Below are 17,839 nucleotides of genomic sequence, written 5' to 3' on the forward strand. Positions count from 1 at the left end.
CCTTTACTGCCATCCCCACTCCTTAGGGTAATGATAGAAACTGTGAATTTTGTATTTATTAGTCAGCTTACTCTAATACAAAAGACTAATGCCCTGAATATGTACAGCGTAAAAATTCTTTTCCTAGTGTCACACTTTTGTCATTTAAGAAAATTATAGTGTTCGCATCTTAACTCACATATAAAAATTTAAAGACTCTCTGGAGCCTATACATGAAACCTATGAAAAAGCTGCTTGCTGCTGTTGCTATCTCTGCAACTTGTGTAGCTGCAAACGCATCTGACCTGCTAGACAAAAACCTACCAGTTTACTCTAAGGCTTCTGGTGTTTCTGGTAACCTTTCTTCTGTAGGTTCCGACACACTAGCTAACCTAATGACGCTTTGGGCTGAAGAATTCAAGCGTAACTACCCAAACGTTAACATTCAGATTCAAGCGGCTGGTTCTTCTACTGCACCTCCTGCACTTACTGAAGGCACTTCTAACATCGGTCCTATGTCTCGTAAGATGAAAGACAAAGAGATCGCTGCATTCGAGAAGAAGTTTGGTTACAAGCCAACGCCTGTTGCTGTAGCAATTGATGCGCTAGCAGTATTTGTACACAAAGATAACCCAGTTGAAGGTCTATCAATCAGCCAGGTTGACGCTATCTTCTCTTCTACTCGTAAGTGTGGCGCTGTTGCAGACGCTAAAACTTGGGGTGATGTTGGTGTAGCAGGCTCCCTATCTGACAAGAGCATCCAGTTGTTCGGTCGTAACTCAGTATCTGGTACTTACGGTTACTTCAAGAAGAAAGCTCTATGTAAAGGCGACTTCAAGAACAACGTAAACGAGCAGCCAGGTTCTGCATCTGTAGTACAGTCTGTATCTACTTCGCTTAATGCACTAGGTTACTCTGGTATCGGTTACAAAACTGCATCTGTACGTGCACTACCACTTACTAAGAAAGATGGCGGCACATTCGTAGAAGCAACTCCAGAAAACGCGCTAAACGGCAAGTACCCACTAGCTCGTTCTCTATACGTATACGTAAACAAGAAGCCAGGTCAGCCTCTAGCTCCTCTAGAGAAAGAGTTCCTGAAAATGGTTATGTCTAAAGTAGGTCAGGAAGTAGTAGTTAAAGACGGCTACATCCCACTACCTGCAGCGGTTGTAGAGAAGCAGATGAAAGCGCTAGGCATGTAATATGTCTTGATCATCTGATCTTCAGAAAAAGGGGGCCATTTTGGCCCCCTTTTTTCGTTTATGACAGTGCCTGTAATACAGATGTAACAAACTTTTCATATTGTATGCGCCGTATTCTCAGTAAACTTCCGAGACCTATGTGCCATGAGTACAGAAAACACTGCAACGTCCGACCTGGATTTTAATACCGCGTCGGCCAAGCGACACAGAAACATACGTGCGTTGAAGGATAAGCTTGCTTCAGGTGGTATCGCATTTGGTGGTATCAGCGTTATTGTTGCAATCCTTCTGATCTTCTTTTATCTACTTTATGAAGTAGCACCGCTGTTCGAATCTGCCAGCATTGAACCTTGGCAGAAAAATGGACAGGAAATTGCCCCTTACACTGTTCCCGGTGACGGCAAAACACTTTATCTGACAATGGAAGAACAAACAGAGATCGCTCTGCGTGTTACAGATCTTGGTCAGTTGGTGTTTTTTAACAGCCGCAACGGTGACGTAATCAAAACAGAAACTGCCAATATTCCAGAAGATGCAACTGTAAGCAGCTTTGCACTAGCCTCTGAATATAGCGGTATTTTCGCATTAGGTTACAGCAACGGTCAGGCGCAGGTCTTCAAACATAAATACCGTTCTACTTACCCTGATGGCGTACGTGTTATCACGCCAGAAGTGGAATACCCACTAGGTTCTGAACTGATTCAGATAAGCGATTCACCACTTGAGCTACTTGCAATCAATGGTGAAGAGGAAGAATGGACGCTAATTGGTGGCCAGGCAGCAAACATCACTGCGACTGAAGTATCCCTAACCGAGAATCTTATTACAGAAGAAGTAGAGGCAGACACTAACCGCATTACTCTACCGAATATGAATATCCCAGCTGAAAAGCTACTGCTGATGCCTGATCGTCGTTGGATGATGATCTCTGGTGAAGGCGGCAAGTTAGGCATCGTTGATATGAAAGCGGACGGTGGCCCTAAAGTTACTCAGCTAATCGAGACGACCAAAAACAAGATTACCTCTTTTGAACTACTGATCGGTGGTAACTCCCTACTTATCTCTGATGATAAAGGTGTGACATCACAGTGGTTCTTGGTTCGTAACGAAAAAGGCGAATGGCTAATGCGCCAGATTCGCAGCTTCGAAAACGGCACATCACCTATCAGCAGCATCTCTATTGAGCACCGCCGTAAAGGTTTTGTAACGGTTTCGGATCAAGGTGTTATCGATTTCTACAGCACAACAGCATCACGTAACTCTCTTACGGCTGCCGTTGCTCAAGGCAATGTAGATATGATCGCTCTATCACCTCGCTCTAACGCGCTGTTGGTTGAACAGGATGGTAAGTTAGCGCTTTGGGCAGTTCACAACGAACACCCAGAGATCTCTTGGAGCGCATTGTGGGAGAAAGTTTGGTACGAAGGTTACCAAGAGCCAGAATACACTTGGCAGTCTTCCGCTTCTACCAACGACTTCGAGCCTAAATACAGCTTGATGCCGCTAGCATTCGGTACCTTGAAAGCTGCGTTCTACGCAATGCTTCTGGGTACACCTCTAGCAATCTGTGGTGCGATCTACACGGCTTACTTCATGGTGCCGTCAATGCGCCGTAAGGTAAAACCTTTCATCGAATTGATGGAAGCACTACCGACGGTAATTTTGGGCTTCTTAGCAGGTCTATGGTTAGCGCCATTTATGGAGGTAAACCTAGCGGGGATCTTTGTCACCCTACTAGTCGTACCTGCTGCCATTATCGGTTTCGCTTATGCATGGGCATGTGCACCTAAAACGCTTCGCTACTTAGTACCAGATGGCTGGGACGCAGCGCTACTGATCCCTGTGGTAATCATCGCAACAATGTTCAGCTTCTGGGTTGCTCCAGGGTTAGAACAAGCGTTGTTCGGTACAGAAATGCGTTACTGGGTAACTCAAGAGCTAGGCATTCCTTACGACCAGCGTAACGCGCTAGTAGTTGGTATCGCGATGGGCTTTGCGGTTATCCCAACGATCTTCTCTATCACTGAAGATGCGATCTTCGCCGTACCAAAACACCTGTCTTACGGTTCCCTAGCACTGGGTGCTACACCATGGCAAACACTGGTACGCGTAGTAATGCCAACAGCGAGCCCAGGTATCTTCTCTGCAGTTATGATCGGTATGGGTCGTGCTGTAGGTGAAACCATGATCGTACTGATGGCAACAGGTAACACGCCAATCATGGACGTGAATATCTTTGAGGGTATGCGAACTCTGGCTGCAAACATTGCAGTAGAGATGCCGGAATCTGAAGTTGGTAGTACCCACTTCCGTATTCTATTCCTGGCAGCGTTCGTACTGTTCTTGTTCACTTTCTTCGTAAACACCGTGGCAGAAGTTGTACGTCAGCGTTTACGTAAGAAGTACGGCTCTCTGTAATTTGTGCCTGATTGAGGAAATATAGTAATGCGACAGTCTTTTACTGAATGGTCAAAATCCGGCGCACCTTGGGTATGGCTTAATGCCGGTGCCGTAGCGATCTGTTTGATCATGGTTGTAGGTCTGCTGACTCTTATCGCGATTCGCGGTTTGGGTCACTTCTGGCCTGCAGATGTTATCCAAGCGACTTATGTTGATAAGGGAAACAGCGTTACCCTGATCGGTGAAAAAGTCCAAACAGAAGATGTTCCCGCAGCTCAACTACGCGATAGTGGCGTAGCGGTACCGGAAGGTGTTGAGAGCATGAAGCGTAACCTGATGAAAGTTGGTAACCGTGACCACGGTGGTACTGACTTCATCTGGGTTTTGGAAGACTTCATTAAAGATCCTTCTAAACCAGAAATGCTATTCACTGCTGAACGTCGTGAATGGGGTAACTTCTACGGTTACCTACGTGGCATCAAAGAAGATGGCAAACTGGTTTCTAGCTATGAAGGTTACGAAAAAACTGACGAGTACTTAGCACTTTGGGCAGCACTTGAAAGTCGTATCGAACGAGCGTTAGATATCCACAGTGATATCGAAGATATTGAGAAAGACCGTATCGGCTCTATCAACTACAAGTTGGAGCGTCTACGTCTGCAAGAGCGTTCTCTACAGCTTAAAAATGTAACTGATCCAGCTCAGTACAAAGAGATTGAAGAGAAACGTGCTGCATTAGATGCTGAGTACGAAGGCCTGCAAGGTGATCTACTGGCTCTATATAAAGAGTTTAACCGTGACACCGTTGTAGCAGAAATCTCTACAGGCAAGATCGTCGAGTTCAAAGTTGCACACGTTGTTCGTGCTTTCCTACCTAACGATATGGGCCTAGGTGGCAAGATCCTTCACTACTTCTCTAAGATCTGGGAATTCGTAAGTACAGATCCACGTGAAGCAAACACTGAAGGCGGTATCTTCCCAGCAATCTTCGGTACAGTACTGATGGTTATCATCATGTCTGTGATCGTAACGCCATTCGGTGTCGTTGCTGCGGTTTACCTACGTGAATACGCGAAACAAGGTTTTGTAACGCGCGTAATCCGTATCGCTGTAAACAATTTGGCGGGTGTACCGTCAATCGTATACGGTGTATTCGGTCTCGGTTTCTTCGTTTACTTCTTGGGTGGTCACATAGATGACGCGTTCTTCCCAGAAGCGAAACCAGCACCAACATTTGGTACACCAGGTCTAATGTGGGCTTCTATCACACTTGCACTGCTAACAGTTCCAGTTGTGATTGTAGCGACAGAGGAAGGCCTAACACGTATCCCACGTGCGGTTCGTGAAGGTTCTTTGGCACTAGGTGCGACAAAGTTCGAAACACTAATGAAGATTGTAATCCCAATGGCTAGCCCAGCGATTATGACCGGTGTAATCCTTGCGATTGCCCGTGCAGCAGGTGAAGTAGCACCACTAATGCTGGTAGGTGTAGTTAAGCTAGCACCAAGTCTGCCATTGGATATGAACTACCCGTTCCTACACTTGGATCAGAAATTTATGCACTTGGGCTTCCACATCTACGATGTTGGTTTCCAGAGCCCGAACGTTGAAGCGGCACGTCCGCTGGTATACGCAACAGCGTTTTTGTTGGTGGCAGTAATCGCGGCACTTAACTTGTCTGCAATCGCGATTCGTAACCACCTACGTGAAAAATACAAAGCGCTTGAAATGTAATAGAATTTTTAAAGGTTGCTACAATGACTAGCGAAGCTAAAACACACGCAATTGATATCTCTACAATGCAACGAGATAACCGTATTTTGAACCTTGAAGAAGAAACAATGGCTCTTGAGGTTAAAGACCTTAAATTGAGCTATGGCGATAACGAAGCGCTTCACGGTATCGACATGCACATCCCTAAGAACCGCGTTACTGCATTTATCGGTCCTTCTGGTTGTGGTAAATCAACACTACTACGCTGCTTCAACCGCATGAACGACTTGGTTGATGGTTGTAGCATCACAGGTGAAATCCTGCTGGATGATAACAACATCTACGACCGCAGCGTTGATATCGCAGAACTACGTCGTCGCGTGGGTATGGTATTCCAGAAGCCAAACCCATTCCCGAAATCTATCTACGAAAACGTTGCTTACGGCCTGCGTATTCAGGGCGTAACTAAAAAACGCGTTATCGATGAAACCGTTGAGTGGGCATTAAAATCTGCTGCACTTTGGGACGAAGTTAAAGACCGTCTACACGAGAGTGCACTTGGCATGTCCGGTGGTCAGCAACAGCGTTTGGTTATCGCACGTACAATTGCGGTAAAACCAGAAGTTCTACTGTTGGACGAACCAGCATCTGCACTTGATCCAATCTCTACCTTGAAGATTGAAGAACTGATTCACGAACTGAAGAAAGACTTCACGATCGTGATCGTAACCCACAACATGCAACAGGCTGCGCGTGTATCTGATTACACTGCCTTTATGTATATGGGTGATCTTATCGAGTTTGGTGTAACAGATACGTTGTTCACTAACCCGGCTAAGAAACAAACTGAAGACTACATTACTGGCCGTTACGGTTAATGGGGAAGGAATCAGATCATGGAACTAAATACTGAAAATTATTCCACGCATATCTCAGCTCGGTTTAATGAAGAACTAGAGCAAATTAGAACCCATTTGCTAACCATGGGTGGTGTTGTAGAGCGTCAAGTTCACGACTGTATCGATGCCCTACTTAACAGCGATGCAGAACTAGCGGAACAGTCTCGCAAAGTTGATAAGCAAACTAACGACATGGAAGTGATGATCGATGAACAATGTACTAAGATCATTGCTCTGCGCCAGCCTGCTGCAAGTGACCTTCGTTTAATCATCGCTGTCTCCAAAGCGGTATCTGATCTAGAAGGCATGGGGGATGAAGCTGCGCGTATCTGCCGCCATGCGATTGAATTAGTGGAAGAAGGCGAATCACCACGCGGCTATCAGGAAGTACGTCACATCGGTAATCTTGTTCGCCAGATGGTTAAAGACGTATTAACAGCATTTGCCCGCAACGATACAGATCTTGCTTACCGCGTTGCGAAAATGGACAAATCTGTAGACCAGGAATACCGCTCTGCAATGCGTTCTCTAGCAACGTTTATGATGGAAGATCCACGCTCTATCTCTAGCGTAATGAACGTAATCTGGGTTCTACGTAGTCTTGAGCGTATCTCTGAACACGCACGTGCTATGGCTGCTCACCTGATCTACCTAGTAAGCGGTACCGATGTTCGTCATGGTAGCCTTAAGCAGATCAAAAAAGCAGTTAAACCGGAAAACGAAGATTAATTTTTTATTAATCTAAGCTTCTGTTTAATAAGCCCTATCAATCGAAAAAGCAGCCTCATTAGGCTGCTTTTTTTGTACTTGTCGCCAAAGTTATTCCGATTTTGGTCGATACTTATATGACTAATATATCAATCAGGGCTCCCATGCTGCAGTACACTGTATACGCCGACCTTAACTGCCCCTTCTGCTACGCCTTGCATGAGCAGTTGCATCAGTTTGGTCTTTTGCAGCAAGTTGATTGGCGCTTAGTTGAGCACGCACCTGATATCGCTATTTTCAATAAAACAGCGGAAAGTCAGGCTGAACTTGCCAGCGAAGTGTTTGTGGTTCGCAGCCGTGTACCTAATATCGAAGTCGCGCTACCTAAGGCTCGAAGTGACAGTCACTTTGCCAGCCTTTGTGTGATCGAAGTGTCCGAGCACGATATAGAAAAGTCGATCCATCTGCGCCGCCTGCTCTACCGCGCTCTTTGGGTCGAAGGTAAAGATATTGCCGATGTTTCGGTTATCTATGACTGCTTAATCGAAGCAGGTTTACCAACTGAACTGGATATCGAAGAGTCACAGGAAAACAAACTGATCGAGTGGCAAACCGCTTGGGAACAAGGTGATTTTAACCTTCGCATCCCAGTGATCTGCGCTGATGATGGCCGTATTTCGCTCGGTTTGCCTAGCCCTGAAGACCTTAAAGCCTTCTTCAAAGGCAAAGAGATCGACTCTCAGGATCAACATAGGGAAAGCTGCCCACGCGCAGAGCAGCAAACCATCGCAATCTATTGTGATCACAGTATCGAGATCGTTTGGCCGGTGATCGCTATCTTGCGTAACGATTACAACATCCTACTCCCCGCAAATCTGACTGAGTTGAAAAACTTACTGCAGGAGGATGCGCCTGATCTCTTACTCTTAGGCACAGAGAATCAGTGGTCGGATATGTTAGCTCTTTGCCAAGAGGTGACCAAAAGCAAAGATGAGTTCCCGTTGCCGATTGCCTTCCTTAGTCAACAGGTTGATGACCAGCTTGAACTAGATGCTTATCAAGCCGGTGCCGCAGATTTTCTAGCGCTCAACCGTTCACCTGCAGTCATTCAGTCTCGTATTAAGATTCTGATGCAACTGAAACAGTCTCAGGATCAACTTGCACGCTCAGCACGTTTAGATGGCCTAACTCAAGTAAATAACCGCCGCGAGTTTGAACGCAACATAGAAACAGAATGGCGACGTGCACAGCGCTCTAAGCGCAACCTTTCTCTTATCATGATCGACATCGACCATTTCAAACTGTTCAACGATGGTTATGGCCACCTGGCTGGTGACGGTTGCTTACGTACCATCGCGCAAACCATAAAAGCTTCCATTCAACGAGCGCAGGATATGGTCTGTAGATATGGCGGTGAAGAGTTTGCCGTGATTCTGCCTGAAACAGAAAGCGAAGGTGCACAGCTAATTGCTGAAAGAATCCGAACTGCTATTGCCGAGCTTAAGATCGAACATAAGTTTTCCAGCACCGGCGATAGCGCTACCATCAGTGCGGGCGTAGCCTCGATTAATCCTTCTAAAGGAGGCTCACCACATGAGTTGATCGAGCAGGCCGACCAAGCACTATATCAATCCAAAGAGAATGGCCGAAACCGAGTTACTCTAAGCCAGACATCGGAATAAAGCCTGGTAACGCTTTAATCCGTTCGATCCACTTAACGATCTGTGGATAATCTTCCAACTTAATTCCACCTTCCCACGCCAACGCCACATAAGGCATAACCGCACAATCGGCGATGGTTGGACGGTCCAGCGCTAACCATTCGTTATTAGCCAGATGAGACTCTAACAGTCCAAGAATTTTGTCAGCAACCACCAGCGTCGCCTCTTTATTCAGGTCAAAACCGAATTTATCAACTAAGCGTGCTGCACCGGGACCATTTTGCACTTCATTGGCCGAGGTCGATAACCACTGCTGAATCTCAGCTTGCTCCTCTGGGGAGTTGCCATACCACTCTGGTGTTGCGTACTTCTGCGCTAGATACACCAAGATCGCATGGGAATCACGCAATACAGTGTCACCATCCTCTAGCACCGGTACCTCGCCCCACGGATTCAAGTCGATCACCGGTGACTGCTTATGCATACCCGCCAAGAAATCCACGGGAACTAGCTCTAGCGGGATATTAGTTAGGGAGGCAAACAGTCGCGCTTTGTAACAGTTACCTGAAGGTTCCAAATCATACAGTTTCATTCTTATGCTCCTTAAATTTAATCCTGTGTCCACTCAGTTTCCGTGAACCTAGGGGTAATATGCTTGGAACAATTCCAGTCAAAAGCTTCCAGTTTAATATGAATAAACGATTCCGCTTTGACTGAACTTTCCATCTGATCTGCATAGAGTTTTACATGTTCTTCAACCGAGAACAGTTTGGCTCGGCCTAAGATTTTTAAACGCCGACGATGGGGATAATCCATCAAAAATAGCGCTACTTTATCGTTTTTGGAGAAATGGCCTAGGCTCTGATACTGACCATTTCCGCTGAAGTTGCCAAAAGCTAAGGTTTCTTCATCCAACACCTTTAGAAAGCCAACCTCACCACCGCGGTGTTGAATATAAGGCCAGCTATCTTCGCCCACTGACGCCATATAAAAGCTGTCCCGCGCTTGGATAAAGTCGGTTTCACGCTCGGTGAAACGATCAAAATCAGGCATTCGCTGGCGTACCACAGCTGACTTTTCATAACTGCCGAAACGCTGCTGCATCGCCAGTACAGACTCGGTAAAGGTTATGTCGCTAAAACGATGGGCCATGAGAACACCTTGCTTAAACATTGATCATGTCATTCATTATGTGGGAAAACAGATAACGCAATAAATAGAATAAACTAGATTTCAATAATGCACTTTATGCATTAATCTGCAGGAATGAATAAACTCAAAGCGATGGCGGTTTTTGTCAAAATCGTCGACTGCGGCAGCCTAAGTGCAGCAGCAGAAAAGTTATCCATGTCCCAATCTTCGGTGGTCCGAACGCTGGCGGCACTGGAGAAAGAGCTCGGTGCTCAGTTGCTCTATCGCACCACGCGCAGTCTCAGCCTAACCGAGGAAGGCGATGACTACTGTCAGCGCTGCCGCCAGATATTATTGGAGGTGGAAGATGCAGAAAATGCCCTCAGCCAGCAGCAAACGATCCCTAAAGGGGTGATTCGGATCACTGCGCCACAAACCTTTGGCCGCCTACATCTCAGCCCTGTGATTAATGAGTTTTTAGATACCTACCCAGAGATGGAGGTGGAACTGATGCTTTTGGATCGTGTGGTGGACCTGATCGAGGAAGGGATGGATATCGCCCTGCGTATCGGTCCCCTTCCTGACTCTACCCTGATCGCAAAACAGGTCGGCGAGGTCAAATACAAAGTCTGCGCGAGTCCAGATCATATTGCAGAATACGGGGTACCGAATCACCCAGATGAATTAGAGCAGCTCGACTGTATTCACCTCACTGCGCTTAGATCTCACGCCACTTGGGGATTTACTGAGGGTAACCAGCAATACAGAATCAATGTCCAGGGTAGTTTCAAAACCAACCATGTAGAAACCGCCGTGGATGCTTGTCGAGAGGGTCGCGGTTTCGGTCAGTTCTTAAGTTATCAGGTGAATCCGCATATCAGAACGGGGCAATTGACCCCGGTACTCGAGCAGTTTGAAAGCCCGTCGATACCAGTCAATCTGGTCTATCCACACTCACGCCGCCTATCTTCCAGAAGCCGCGCCTTTATTGAGTGGGCCCGACCACGATTGCAGCAACGCTTAGAGAGCGATTAGGACTTTGCAGGCCAGTATTGGGCAAGAGGTGGAAAGCGCTCGATTAAGCCATCGCGTCCCATAGTTTCCATCAACGCCATATTGCGTTCAGGAATCTCATCTGGGTTTTTATAGTGCACCAGCACACGACTCATCTGCCCTTCACGAATAATGTGAATGGTTGGGAACGGCGCACGGTTGGTCCAATTAGTAATATCATCCGCTTCAACCCCAGAGAAACAGTAATCAGGGTGAAAACTCGCCAATTGGAAGACACCAGCAAGGCCTGCACGCTCAAGCATAGTTTGACAAAGATCTAACAGATCAAGAAACGACTCAAAATCCACCGCCGTCTCGGTAAACGCCACCAAGGTTGTGGATAACTCTTCTTCAGGCGAGTCCTGAATTTTAGCCAGCTCCGCTAGGAAATCCTGCGCTGCATCGGTCATCACACTGGCATGAGACACCGCGTAACGAATACTCTGATTGCGCACTTCAGGTGCCGCAAAGGGACATAGATTTAGGCCAACCACAATTGCCTCAACCCATTGTTGAGTTAACTGTTCTGCCTGTGTTGCTGGAAAAGAGAATTTATCAGTCGTCATAGCCGCCATTTTACCCCAGCTGCTCCGTCAATGCTCCCTTTTGGTGCCTATGATGCAGACCTCCCTTTCTGCTAATATAGCGCCACTCATCATTAGGAAGCTAAGTACCCCAGTGCCTATCAAGTCTGCTCTTACCACACAAAGTTTTGATACCCGTTGGTTGAAACTACGTCGACCACTCAAAACGGTGGTGCCTCACGAATGGCAGAGCTGGTTGCTGGATAGCGGCTCGCTAACCCAGCGCTTGGTCAAACGCAGTCAAGGGAATTTCCGTGTTGAGGTGGTAAGACAAGGCTGGATGCGTCCAACCCGCTCAGAGGCCAATGCCCTTGGCATAGATCAGCGCCAGTGTGCACTTGTCCGAGAGGTTCAGCTGATCGGTAACGACGTACCTTGGGTGTTTGCGCGTTCGATTATCCCTGCTCAAACCCTAACCGGCCGCCAGCGCCAGCTGCGTATGTTAGGTAACCGTTCTTTGGGGAGCCTGCTATTTACCGATCCAACTATGCGCCGCGATCCTATCGAGATCAGTCGTCTGCAACTAAAAGATAAAACCGAGATCTGGGCACGCCGCTCTGTGTTTTTCCTTTCCAATAAACCATTATTGGTTTCTGAAGCATTTTTGCCTGAGCTGTTAGGCGAGTGATAATGCGGGAAATAGCCAGATGCATTTACTTAATTTATTGATAAAACAGCCTTTATATTTACTCGTTTTATTCTTAATTTTTAGCGCAAAGAGCATCGCTGCTGACCCCTATCCCCTCTTAGAAGAACGCAGCTTCGATGAACGTGACTTTGATGTACGTAATTATCCCCATGAAGGTGACTACTTTTCTACGATTGCTTCAGGCCACCTAGAAGCGATCCGAAAATCACCAGGTACAGTTAGCGTCATCACCGCTTCAGAAATCGAAGCTATGGGCGCAACGCATCTCGATGAAGTATTGGAAACGGTTGCAGGGTTACATGTCCAGCGCTCAGATCTAAGTAGATTGGACCCGGTCTACAGTATTCGCGGCATTCAAAATGGTTTTTCCACTCAAGTGCTGGTTCTCTTTAATGGGGTAGAGTTTAAAAACCCGTTCAGTGGTGGCCTGCCTACAGCATTTCGATTACCCCTCAACGCAATAGAACGCATTGAAGTGATCAAAGGCGCTAGCTCTGCGTTATATGGTGCGAATGCCTACTCAGGTGTCATCAATATCGTGCCAAAACGCTCGCAAAATTTTGCTGAACCTATGTTTCAAGCCAGAGCTGGTAGCTTTGGCAGTCGTGATTTCACCGTACAGCACAGCGACTTTGATGGCTTTGGCAAAGGGTATTTCTTCTCACTCGAACATCAACAAAGTGACGGTGATGATTCCAGAATTATTTCTCAAGACTTCCAGTCGCTTAATGACATCACTTTCGGCTCAAACGCATCATTAGCGCCCGGCCAGCTTAATAGAAATTACTCGGTCACCAATGCGATGTTAAATATCGATAGAGGTGACTGGAGCTGGAATAACTGGCTTTGGCATAACCATAAGGCTGGTAATGGCCAAGGTGGTGCCCGAGCCCTCGACAGTTCGGGTTATGAAGACACCCTATCCCTCATGTCTCATCTGCAATATCTAGGCATTATCAACTCTCAATATTCCCTTGAGAACAACTATTCCTTCCACTATCTAGAGGGCGAAAGTACCTTAACCCTGTTTCCAGCAAACAGCCTTATTCCGATTGGTAGCGATGGAAACCCATATACTCCGGGTGGCAACTTAGTCCGTTTTACTGATGGAGTCATTGGTATCCCTTCTGGAAAAATGCATAAATCCTACGCTGATTTAGTTTTAAAATATGTGGGTTCACCCGATCATATTTGGAGATTTCAGGTCGGGGGGCAATTTAGTAATTTCCGCAGTGAAGAAAGAAAAAACTTTGGCCCCGGTGTATTAGACGGCACGGAAACGGTTGTTGATGGCAACTTAACGGACGTGAGCGATCAGCCGTATGTCTATTCAGAAGATAGTGAACGTCATAATGTGTTTTTAGCTGTGCAAGACCAATGGACACTAAATAAAAACTGGACCCTCACCGTCGGTGGGCGTGTAGATCATTATTCCGATTTTGGCCGAGTCTTTAATCCGAGAATGGGCTTGGTTTGGGAGCCGAACCAAAAATTTACCGGCAAATTACTCTATGGCAGGGCCTTCCGAGCGCCATCATTCAGCGAACTCTATTTAAAGAACAACCCCGGTGGACTAGGCTCGCCATCGCTTAAACCCGAAAAAATAGAAACACTGGAACTGGTTGCTGACATCAAACCCAAAGCAACGCTGCATCTACAAAACACACTCTTTTACTACCAAGCCGATGATTTGATTACCAACCAATTTAACGGTGCTGTATATCAATTCCAGAACTCAATGGAACAAAAAGGTTACGGCATAGAGATAGAGGGAACTTGGGATATCAGTCATGCGTTAACACTGAAAACCCAATACAACTACCTAAACACCAAAAACTCGATTACAGGTGGTAGTGTTGCCGATGTTCCAAACCACACGGGCTATCTAGCCGTAGATTACCGTTTACCCAATCATTGGAAGCTACACCTGAATAACCATTGGATTGGTTCGAGTAACAGGGCTCCAAACGACACGCGCAAAAAACACAGCGGCTATTCATGGGCGAACCTAAAACTCTCTAAAGAACATAAGCTTGCTGGACTCAGTACAGCCCTGATCATCAAAAATGTACTGGATAAGGATGCCACCACCCCTGCGTCTTCAATCATCCCCAACGATTACCCAATCGAAGGCCGCAGCGTATTAGGAGAACTGACCTACCAGTTCTAGGTAAGTATTACGCTGGCTAATCAACCATTCAGTGCTCGTCCTCTCCAAGCTTAAGTACAAAAATGTTTAGAGTTGAATAACTACTCGACTATTTTCGACACAACTCAGACATTATGAGTATAAATTCTTAACTCCTTTATTAGAAAATAACCTTCCCTTTTGATTTGCATCACAATACAGACTGATAGGTCAGTCAAAATCTAATTCTATTTCTATACTCAAAATGTGTGAATTAAGAAGTATCGTGCCATGTTTGATAATAAATACACTGCCTGTGGGAAGTGCTTAAAGAGTGCCGTTGAAATTCAATTAGGGGTTAGTGAAAAAAATTGGAGTGATCTAGGCAAAGTTGGTCCACTATGTACGCCATGTTTGCAATCAATTTTGGAACACTTTAACGCAACTTCTGAAGAGAAGCAGATTAAAGTAAAAACTGTTTCATGATGATAAAACCTAACAAACCGCTATTTTCGAATTTAGACGGCAAGGGTTTCCAACTTCTTACCATCATGTCTCCTCTAGGTGAACCCGTCCTCTAGCACAGTGACTTTGTTTTTCCTCTGGCTGCATAATGGCGTCCTTGCCTACCCATCCTAAAGCAGCAACTGTAACAACATTCGCAAGCCGGTAATTAACAACACCACCGCGAACACTTTCTTCAGTTTGCCTGCATCCAATTTCGATGCGATGGATACCCCGATAGGAGCGAACAGAACAGTCAGTGGCACGATGCAAAGAAAGCCAATTAAGTTTACTAAGCCAAATGTGCCCGCAGGGGCATCGGCTGGTGTGCTACCTAGCAGCAACATAGTTACGGCACCCGGTAGGGCTATGATTAGACCAATGGCAGCAGCCGTACCCACCGCCTTATGCGCAGGATAGTTATATAGAGTCAGTAGTGGCACCGATATTGTTCCACCGCCGATACCTACCATCGAGCTGAAAAGGCCAATGGATGCCCCCATCGCCGTTTGCCCTGCTTTGCCCGGTAGTTGTTGAAATAATGCAGATTTACCGGTTCTAAATAGCATGTTCAGCGCAGATAGCGTCGCGATCACGCCAAATAACGAAGTTAACCATGTACCATCAACCAGCGTTACCAGCCAACTGCCAAACAACACACCGACAAAGATAAAGACGGCCCAACGTTTTAGCAGATCAAAGTCGACATTGCCTTTGTTGTGGTGGGAGCGAATCGAGCTGATAGAGGTGGGAATAATCGTCGCCAACGAGGTTGCAGTCGCCACGACCATGGCAGATTCTGGTGATACGCCAAAACTCTGAAAGAGGAAAAACAGTACCGGTACGATTACGATACCACCTCCGACACCGAGCAAGCCTGCTAGGATGCCGGCGAATGCACCGGTTGCCAGTAGCGCTAAAAAGGTAGGGATATTGTTGATAAAGAATTCAGTGATATTCATTGAGGGACTTTCTATACAGTGGCTCTAACCTGAGGTTTATAGCCATAAAGAGATGGGGCCAAAAGGCCCCTGTTTTTAAAAGAGTGTCGAGCTGCTTTGGTGAGACAGTCTTAAGCTGCCAGCTCTTTTCTAACCAGTTCTGCACCCGCGCGCAGGGCATTCAACTTGCCGCGTGCAATCTCGCGTGACAGGGGTGCCATACCGCAGTTGGTGCAAGGGTAAAGTTTGTCGGCATCGACATACTTGAGCGCACCGCGTAGTGTTTCGGCGACCTCTTCCGGCGTCTCGATGGTCTCTGTCGCGACATCAATCGCACCCACCATCACTTTCTTACCACGAATCAGCTCAAGTACTTCAAGCGGTACACGGCCGTTGTGGCACTCCAAAGAGATGATATCGATATTGGATTTCTGCAGAGACGGGAACGTCGCTTCATATTGACGCCATTCCGAGCCAAGGGTCTTTTTCCAATCGGTGTTGGCTTTAATGCCGTAGCCGTAGCAGATATGCACGGCTGTTTCGCATTTAAGCCCTTCGATCGCAAGCTCTAGGCAGGCGATGCCCCATTCATTAACTTCTTCAAAGAAGACGTTAAATGCCGGCTCATCAAACTGGATAATGTCCACACCAGCGGCTTCCAGCTCTTTCGCTTCTTCGTTGAGCGCTTTGGCAAACTCCCAGGCTAGATCTTTACGGCTCTTGTAGTGATCATCATACAAGGTATCAACCATAGTCATTGGCCCTGGTAGCGCCCATTTAATCGGCTGATCTGTTTGCGTACGCAGAAACTTAGCGTCTTCCACAAACACAGGCTTTTGACGGCTCACTGGACCAACAACAGTCGGTACGCTGGCATCATAGCGGTTACGAATTCGAACGGTTTTGCGCTTTTCAAAATCAACACCGCTCAGGTTCTCGATAAAGGTTGTCACAAAATGCTGACGTGTTTGCTCGCCATCGCTAACGATATCAATACCGGCGTTTTCTTGCTCTTGCAGGGTCACACGCAGTGCATCCTGTTTGCCGAATAGGAGTTCTTCACCTTCAAGTTTCCAATCTGACCAAAGTTTCTCCGGTTCTGCTAGCCAAGAGGGTTTAGGTAAACTTCCAGCAGTTGAAGTAGGTAGTAAGTTTTTCATAATTTATACAACTCTATAATCTTGGCTTACGCGTAGTTAGCAGACCATTTTTCAAGAAGATCCCCATAGGGCTTAATAAAGTGCTCTTCCGCCCATTTGCCCTGTTCAACCGCTAAACGGCTGCGCTCTTCTCGGTCATACACGACTTGTGTTAGTGAGAAATCTTGGTGCTTCAAACTTGGTTTAAACACTTCACCGGCAAAGGCATTGGCGTTATAGATCTCTGGGCGATAGATCTTTTGGAACGTCTCCATCGTGCTAAGAGTGCTAATCAACTCAAGGTTGGTGTAATCGTTGAGTAGATCCCCGTAGAAATAGAACGCATAAGGTGCCACGCTGTTTGGCGGCATGAAGTAACGCACTTCCATGCCCATCTTTTTGAAGTACTGTTCGGTCAATGACGGCTCGTTTGGCTCGTACTCCGTACCTAATACCGGGTGGGTATTCGCCGTCTTATAATATGTTTTGTTATCCGACACACTCAGGCAGATCACAGGCAGTTTGTTGAAGTTCTGCTTGTAAGCCTCTGAGTTCACGAAGTCTTTAAACATGTTGCCATGCAGCTCACCGTAGTTATCCGGAACGCTGAATTGTTCTGCATCTTTATTGTGATTCAACAGCAACACACTGAAATCATAATCACGCACGTAAGAGGAGAAGTTGTTGCCAACAATGCCTTCGATACGGCGCTCAGTTTTGTGATCAAGGATGTACGTTTTTAGGATCTCAATCGTTGGGAAGTTATCGCCATTACCTTGCACATCAATATCTACATGGATGATCTCAAGCTCTACCGAGTAACGATCATTGTTAGGGTTATCCCAAGTCGCCAGCGTATTAAAGCTGTTATCAATCATCTTGATCGCACGGCTCAAATTTTCTTTACGCTGTTCGCCACGCGCTAAGTTGGCAAAGTTAGTTGTTAGGCGAGTATTGCCTGATGGCTCATAGTTTTCGTCGAAACTAATGCGCTCAATGCTGTATTCGAAACCGTTGCTCATAATCTGTATTCCGTAGAAATTAAGTCTGACTTTGCTTCGCTCTCTGGACTGTTCACCTGCCTTAAATAACCAAGGGCTGATATTAGGAGCAGTCGTACTTCTGGTGAGCGTTATGTGCACTTT

The 17,839-nt window shown here is 46.4% G+C and carries 16 protein-coding genes; 10 read left to right on the forward strand and 6 right to left on the reverse strand.

The features are described 5' to 3' along the window. Nucleotides 1-212: 212 nt before the first annotated feature. The 6 genes from ACMXYR_RS16310 to ACMXYR_RS16335 all read left to right on the forward strand — a co-directional run bounded on the left by ACMXYR_RS16310 (nt 213) and on the right by ACMXYR_RS16335 (nt 8,586). Complete coding sequence (locus ACMXYR_RS16310) at nt 213-1,184, forward strand: PstS family phosphate ABC transporter substrate-binding protein (protein ID WP_415902368.1); 972 nt, start codon at nt 213-215, stop codon at nt 1,182-1,184. Nucleotides 1,185-1,328: 144 nt separating this feature from the next. Next, nucleotides 1,329-3,602: an ABC transporter permease subunit gene (locus tag ACMXYR_RS16315; protein ID WP_415902369.1), complete on the forward strand. Its 2,274-nt coding sequence runs from the start codon at nt 1,329-1,331 to the stop codon at nt 3,600-3,602. A 27-nt stretch (nt 3,603-3,629) separates the two neighbouring features. Continuing rightward, nucleotides 3,630-5,318, forward strand: coding sequence for a phosphate ABC transporter permease PstA (gene pstA / locus ACMXYR_RS16320; RefSeq protein WP_415902370.1), 1,689 nt, complete (start codon nt 3,630-3,632; stop codon nt 5,316-5,318). 23 nt (nt 5,319-5,341) lie between these two features. After that, the gene (pstB, locus tag ACMXYR_RS16325) at nt 5,342-6,175 is read left to right on the forward strand and encodes a phosphate ABC transporter ATP-binding protein PstB (RefSeq protein ID WP_415902371.1); all 834 of its coding nucleotides are present in this window, start codon (nt 5,342-5,344) and stop codon (nt 6,173-6,175) included. A gap of 18 nt (nt 6,176-6,193) precedes the next feature. Continuing rightward, the gene (gene phoU, locus ACMXYR_RS16330; RefSeq protein WP_415882891.1) at nt 6,194-6,925 is read left to right on the forward strand and encodes a phosphate signaling complex protein PhoU; all 732 of its coding nucleotides are present in this window, start codon (nt 6,194-6,196) and stop codon (nt 6,923-6,925) included. 143 nt (nt 6,926-7,068) lie between these two features. Continuing rightward, nucleotides 7,069-8,586 (forward strand): diguanylate cyclase, encoded by a 1,518-nt coding sequence (locus ACMXYR_RS16335; protein ID WP_415902372.1) that lies wholly within the window; start codon nt 7,069-7,071, stop codon nt 8,584-8,586. On the opposite strand, the gene ACMXYR_RS16340 is transcribed toward ACMXYR_RS16335, so the two are convergent. Both ACMXYR_RS16340 and ACMXYR_RS16345 read right to left on the reverse strand, forming a co-directional pair. Next, complete coding sequence (locus ACMXYR_RS16340) at nt 8,561-9,157, reverse strand: glutathione S-transferase family protein (RefSeq protein ID WP_415902373.1); 597 nt, start codon at nt 9,155-9,157, stop codon at nt 8,561-8,563. The two genes, ACMXYR_RS16335 and ACMXYR_RS16340, sit on opposite strands and share 26 nt — an antisense overlap. 17 nt (nt 9,158-9,174) lie before the next feature. After that, complete coding sequence (locus ACMXYR_RS16345; RefSeq protein ID WP_415902374.1) at nt 9,175-9,717, reverse strand: pyridoxamine 5'-phosphate oxidase family protein; 543 nt, start codon at nt 9,715-9,717, stop codon at nt 9,175-9,177. Nucleotides 9,718-9,831: 114 nt separating this feature from the next. On the opposite strand from ACMXYR_RS16345, the gene ACMXYR_RS16350 reads away from it, so the two are divergent. Continuing rightward, entirely contained in the window at nt 9,832-10,731 is a 900-nt protein-coding gene (locus ACMXYR_RS16350; RefSeq protein WP_415902375.1) for a LysR family transcriptional regulator, read from the forward strand. On the opposite strand, the gene ACMXYR_RS16355 is transcribed toward ACMXYR_RS16350, so the two are convergent. Next, nucleotides 10,728-11,315, reverse strand: a complete 588-nt coding sequence (locus ACMXYR_RS16355) for a DUF1415 domain-containing protein (protein WP_415902376.1) — start codon at nt 11,313-11,315, stop codon at nt 10,728-10,730. The two genes, ACMXYR_RS16350 and ACMXYR_RS16355, sit on opposite strands and share 4 nt — an antisense overlap. Before the next feature lie 49 nt (nt 11,316-11,364). Between ACMXYR_RS16355 and ACMXYR_RS16360 the strand changes: the two genes are divergently transcribed. The 3 genes from ACMXYR_RS16360 to ACMXYR_RS16370 all read left to right on the forward strand — a co-directional run bounded on the left by ACMXYR_RS16360 (nt 11,365) and on the right by ACMXYR_RS16370 (nt 14,596). Further along, on the forward strand, nt 11,365-11,961 hold the full coding sequence (locus tag ACMXYR_RS16360; RefSeq protein WP_415902377.1) for a chorismate--pyruvate lyase family protein: 597 nt from the start codon (nt 11,365-11,367) through the stop codon (nt 11,959-11,961). Nucleotides 11,962-11,980: 19 nt separating this feature from the next. Continuing rightward, nucleotides 11,981-14,152, forward strand: coding sequence for a TonB-dependent receptor plug domain-containing protein (locus tag ACMXYR_RS16365; RefSeq protein WP_415902378.1), 2,172 nt, complete (start codon nt 11,981-11,983; stop codon nt 14,150-14,152). Nucleotides 14,153-14,401: 249 nt separating this feature from the next. After that, nucleotides 14,402-14,596 carry a hypothetical protein gene (locus ACMXYR_RS16370; protein ID WP_415902379.1) on the forward strand — a complete coding sequence of 65 codons (195 nt, stop codon included), beginning with the start codon at nt 14,402-14,404 and terminating at the stop codon, nt 14,594-14,596. 149 nt (nt 14,597-14,745) lie between these two features. On the opposite strand, the gene ACMXYR_RS16375 is transcribed toward ACMXYR_RS16370, so the two are convergent. From ACMXYR_RS16375 to ACMXYR_RS16385, 3 genes are all read right to left on the reverse strand, one after another. After that, nucleotides 14,746-15,576 (reverse strand): sulfite exporter TauE/SafE family protein, encoded by an 831-nt coding sequence (locus ACMXYR_RS16375; protein WP_415902380.1) that lies wholly within the window; start codon nt 15,574-15,576, stop codon nt 14,746-14,748. Between the two features lie 110 nt (nt 15,577-15,686). Next, the gene (locus ACMXYR_RS16380; RefSeq protein WP_415902381.1) at nt 15,687-16,715 is read right to left on the reverse strand and encodes a methionine synthase; all 1,029 of its coding nucleotides are present in this window, start codon (nt 16,713-16,715) and stop codon (nt 15,687-15,689) included. Nucleotides 16,716-16,741: 26 nt separating this feature from the next. Then, the gene (locus ACMXYR_RS16385; RefSeq protein WP_415902382.1) at nt 16,742-17,716 is read right to left on the reverse strand and encodes a DUF1852 domain-containing protein; all 975 of its coding nucleotides are present in this window, start codon (nt 17,714-17,716) and stop codon (nt 16,742-16,744) included. Between the last annotated feature and the right edge of the window lie 123 nt (nt 17,717-17,839).

Source organism: Neptuniibacter sp. QD29_5 (assembly GCF_047778125.1).
Lineage (GTDB): Bacteria > Pseudomonadota > Gammaproteobacteria > Pseudomonadales > Balneatricaceae > Neptuniibacter.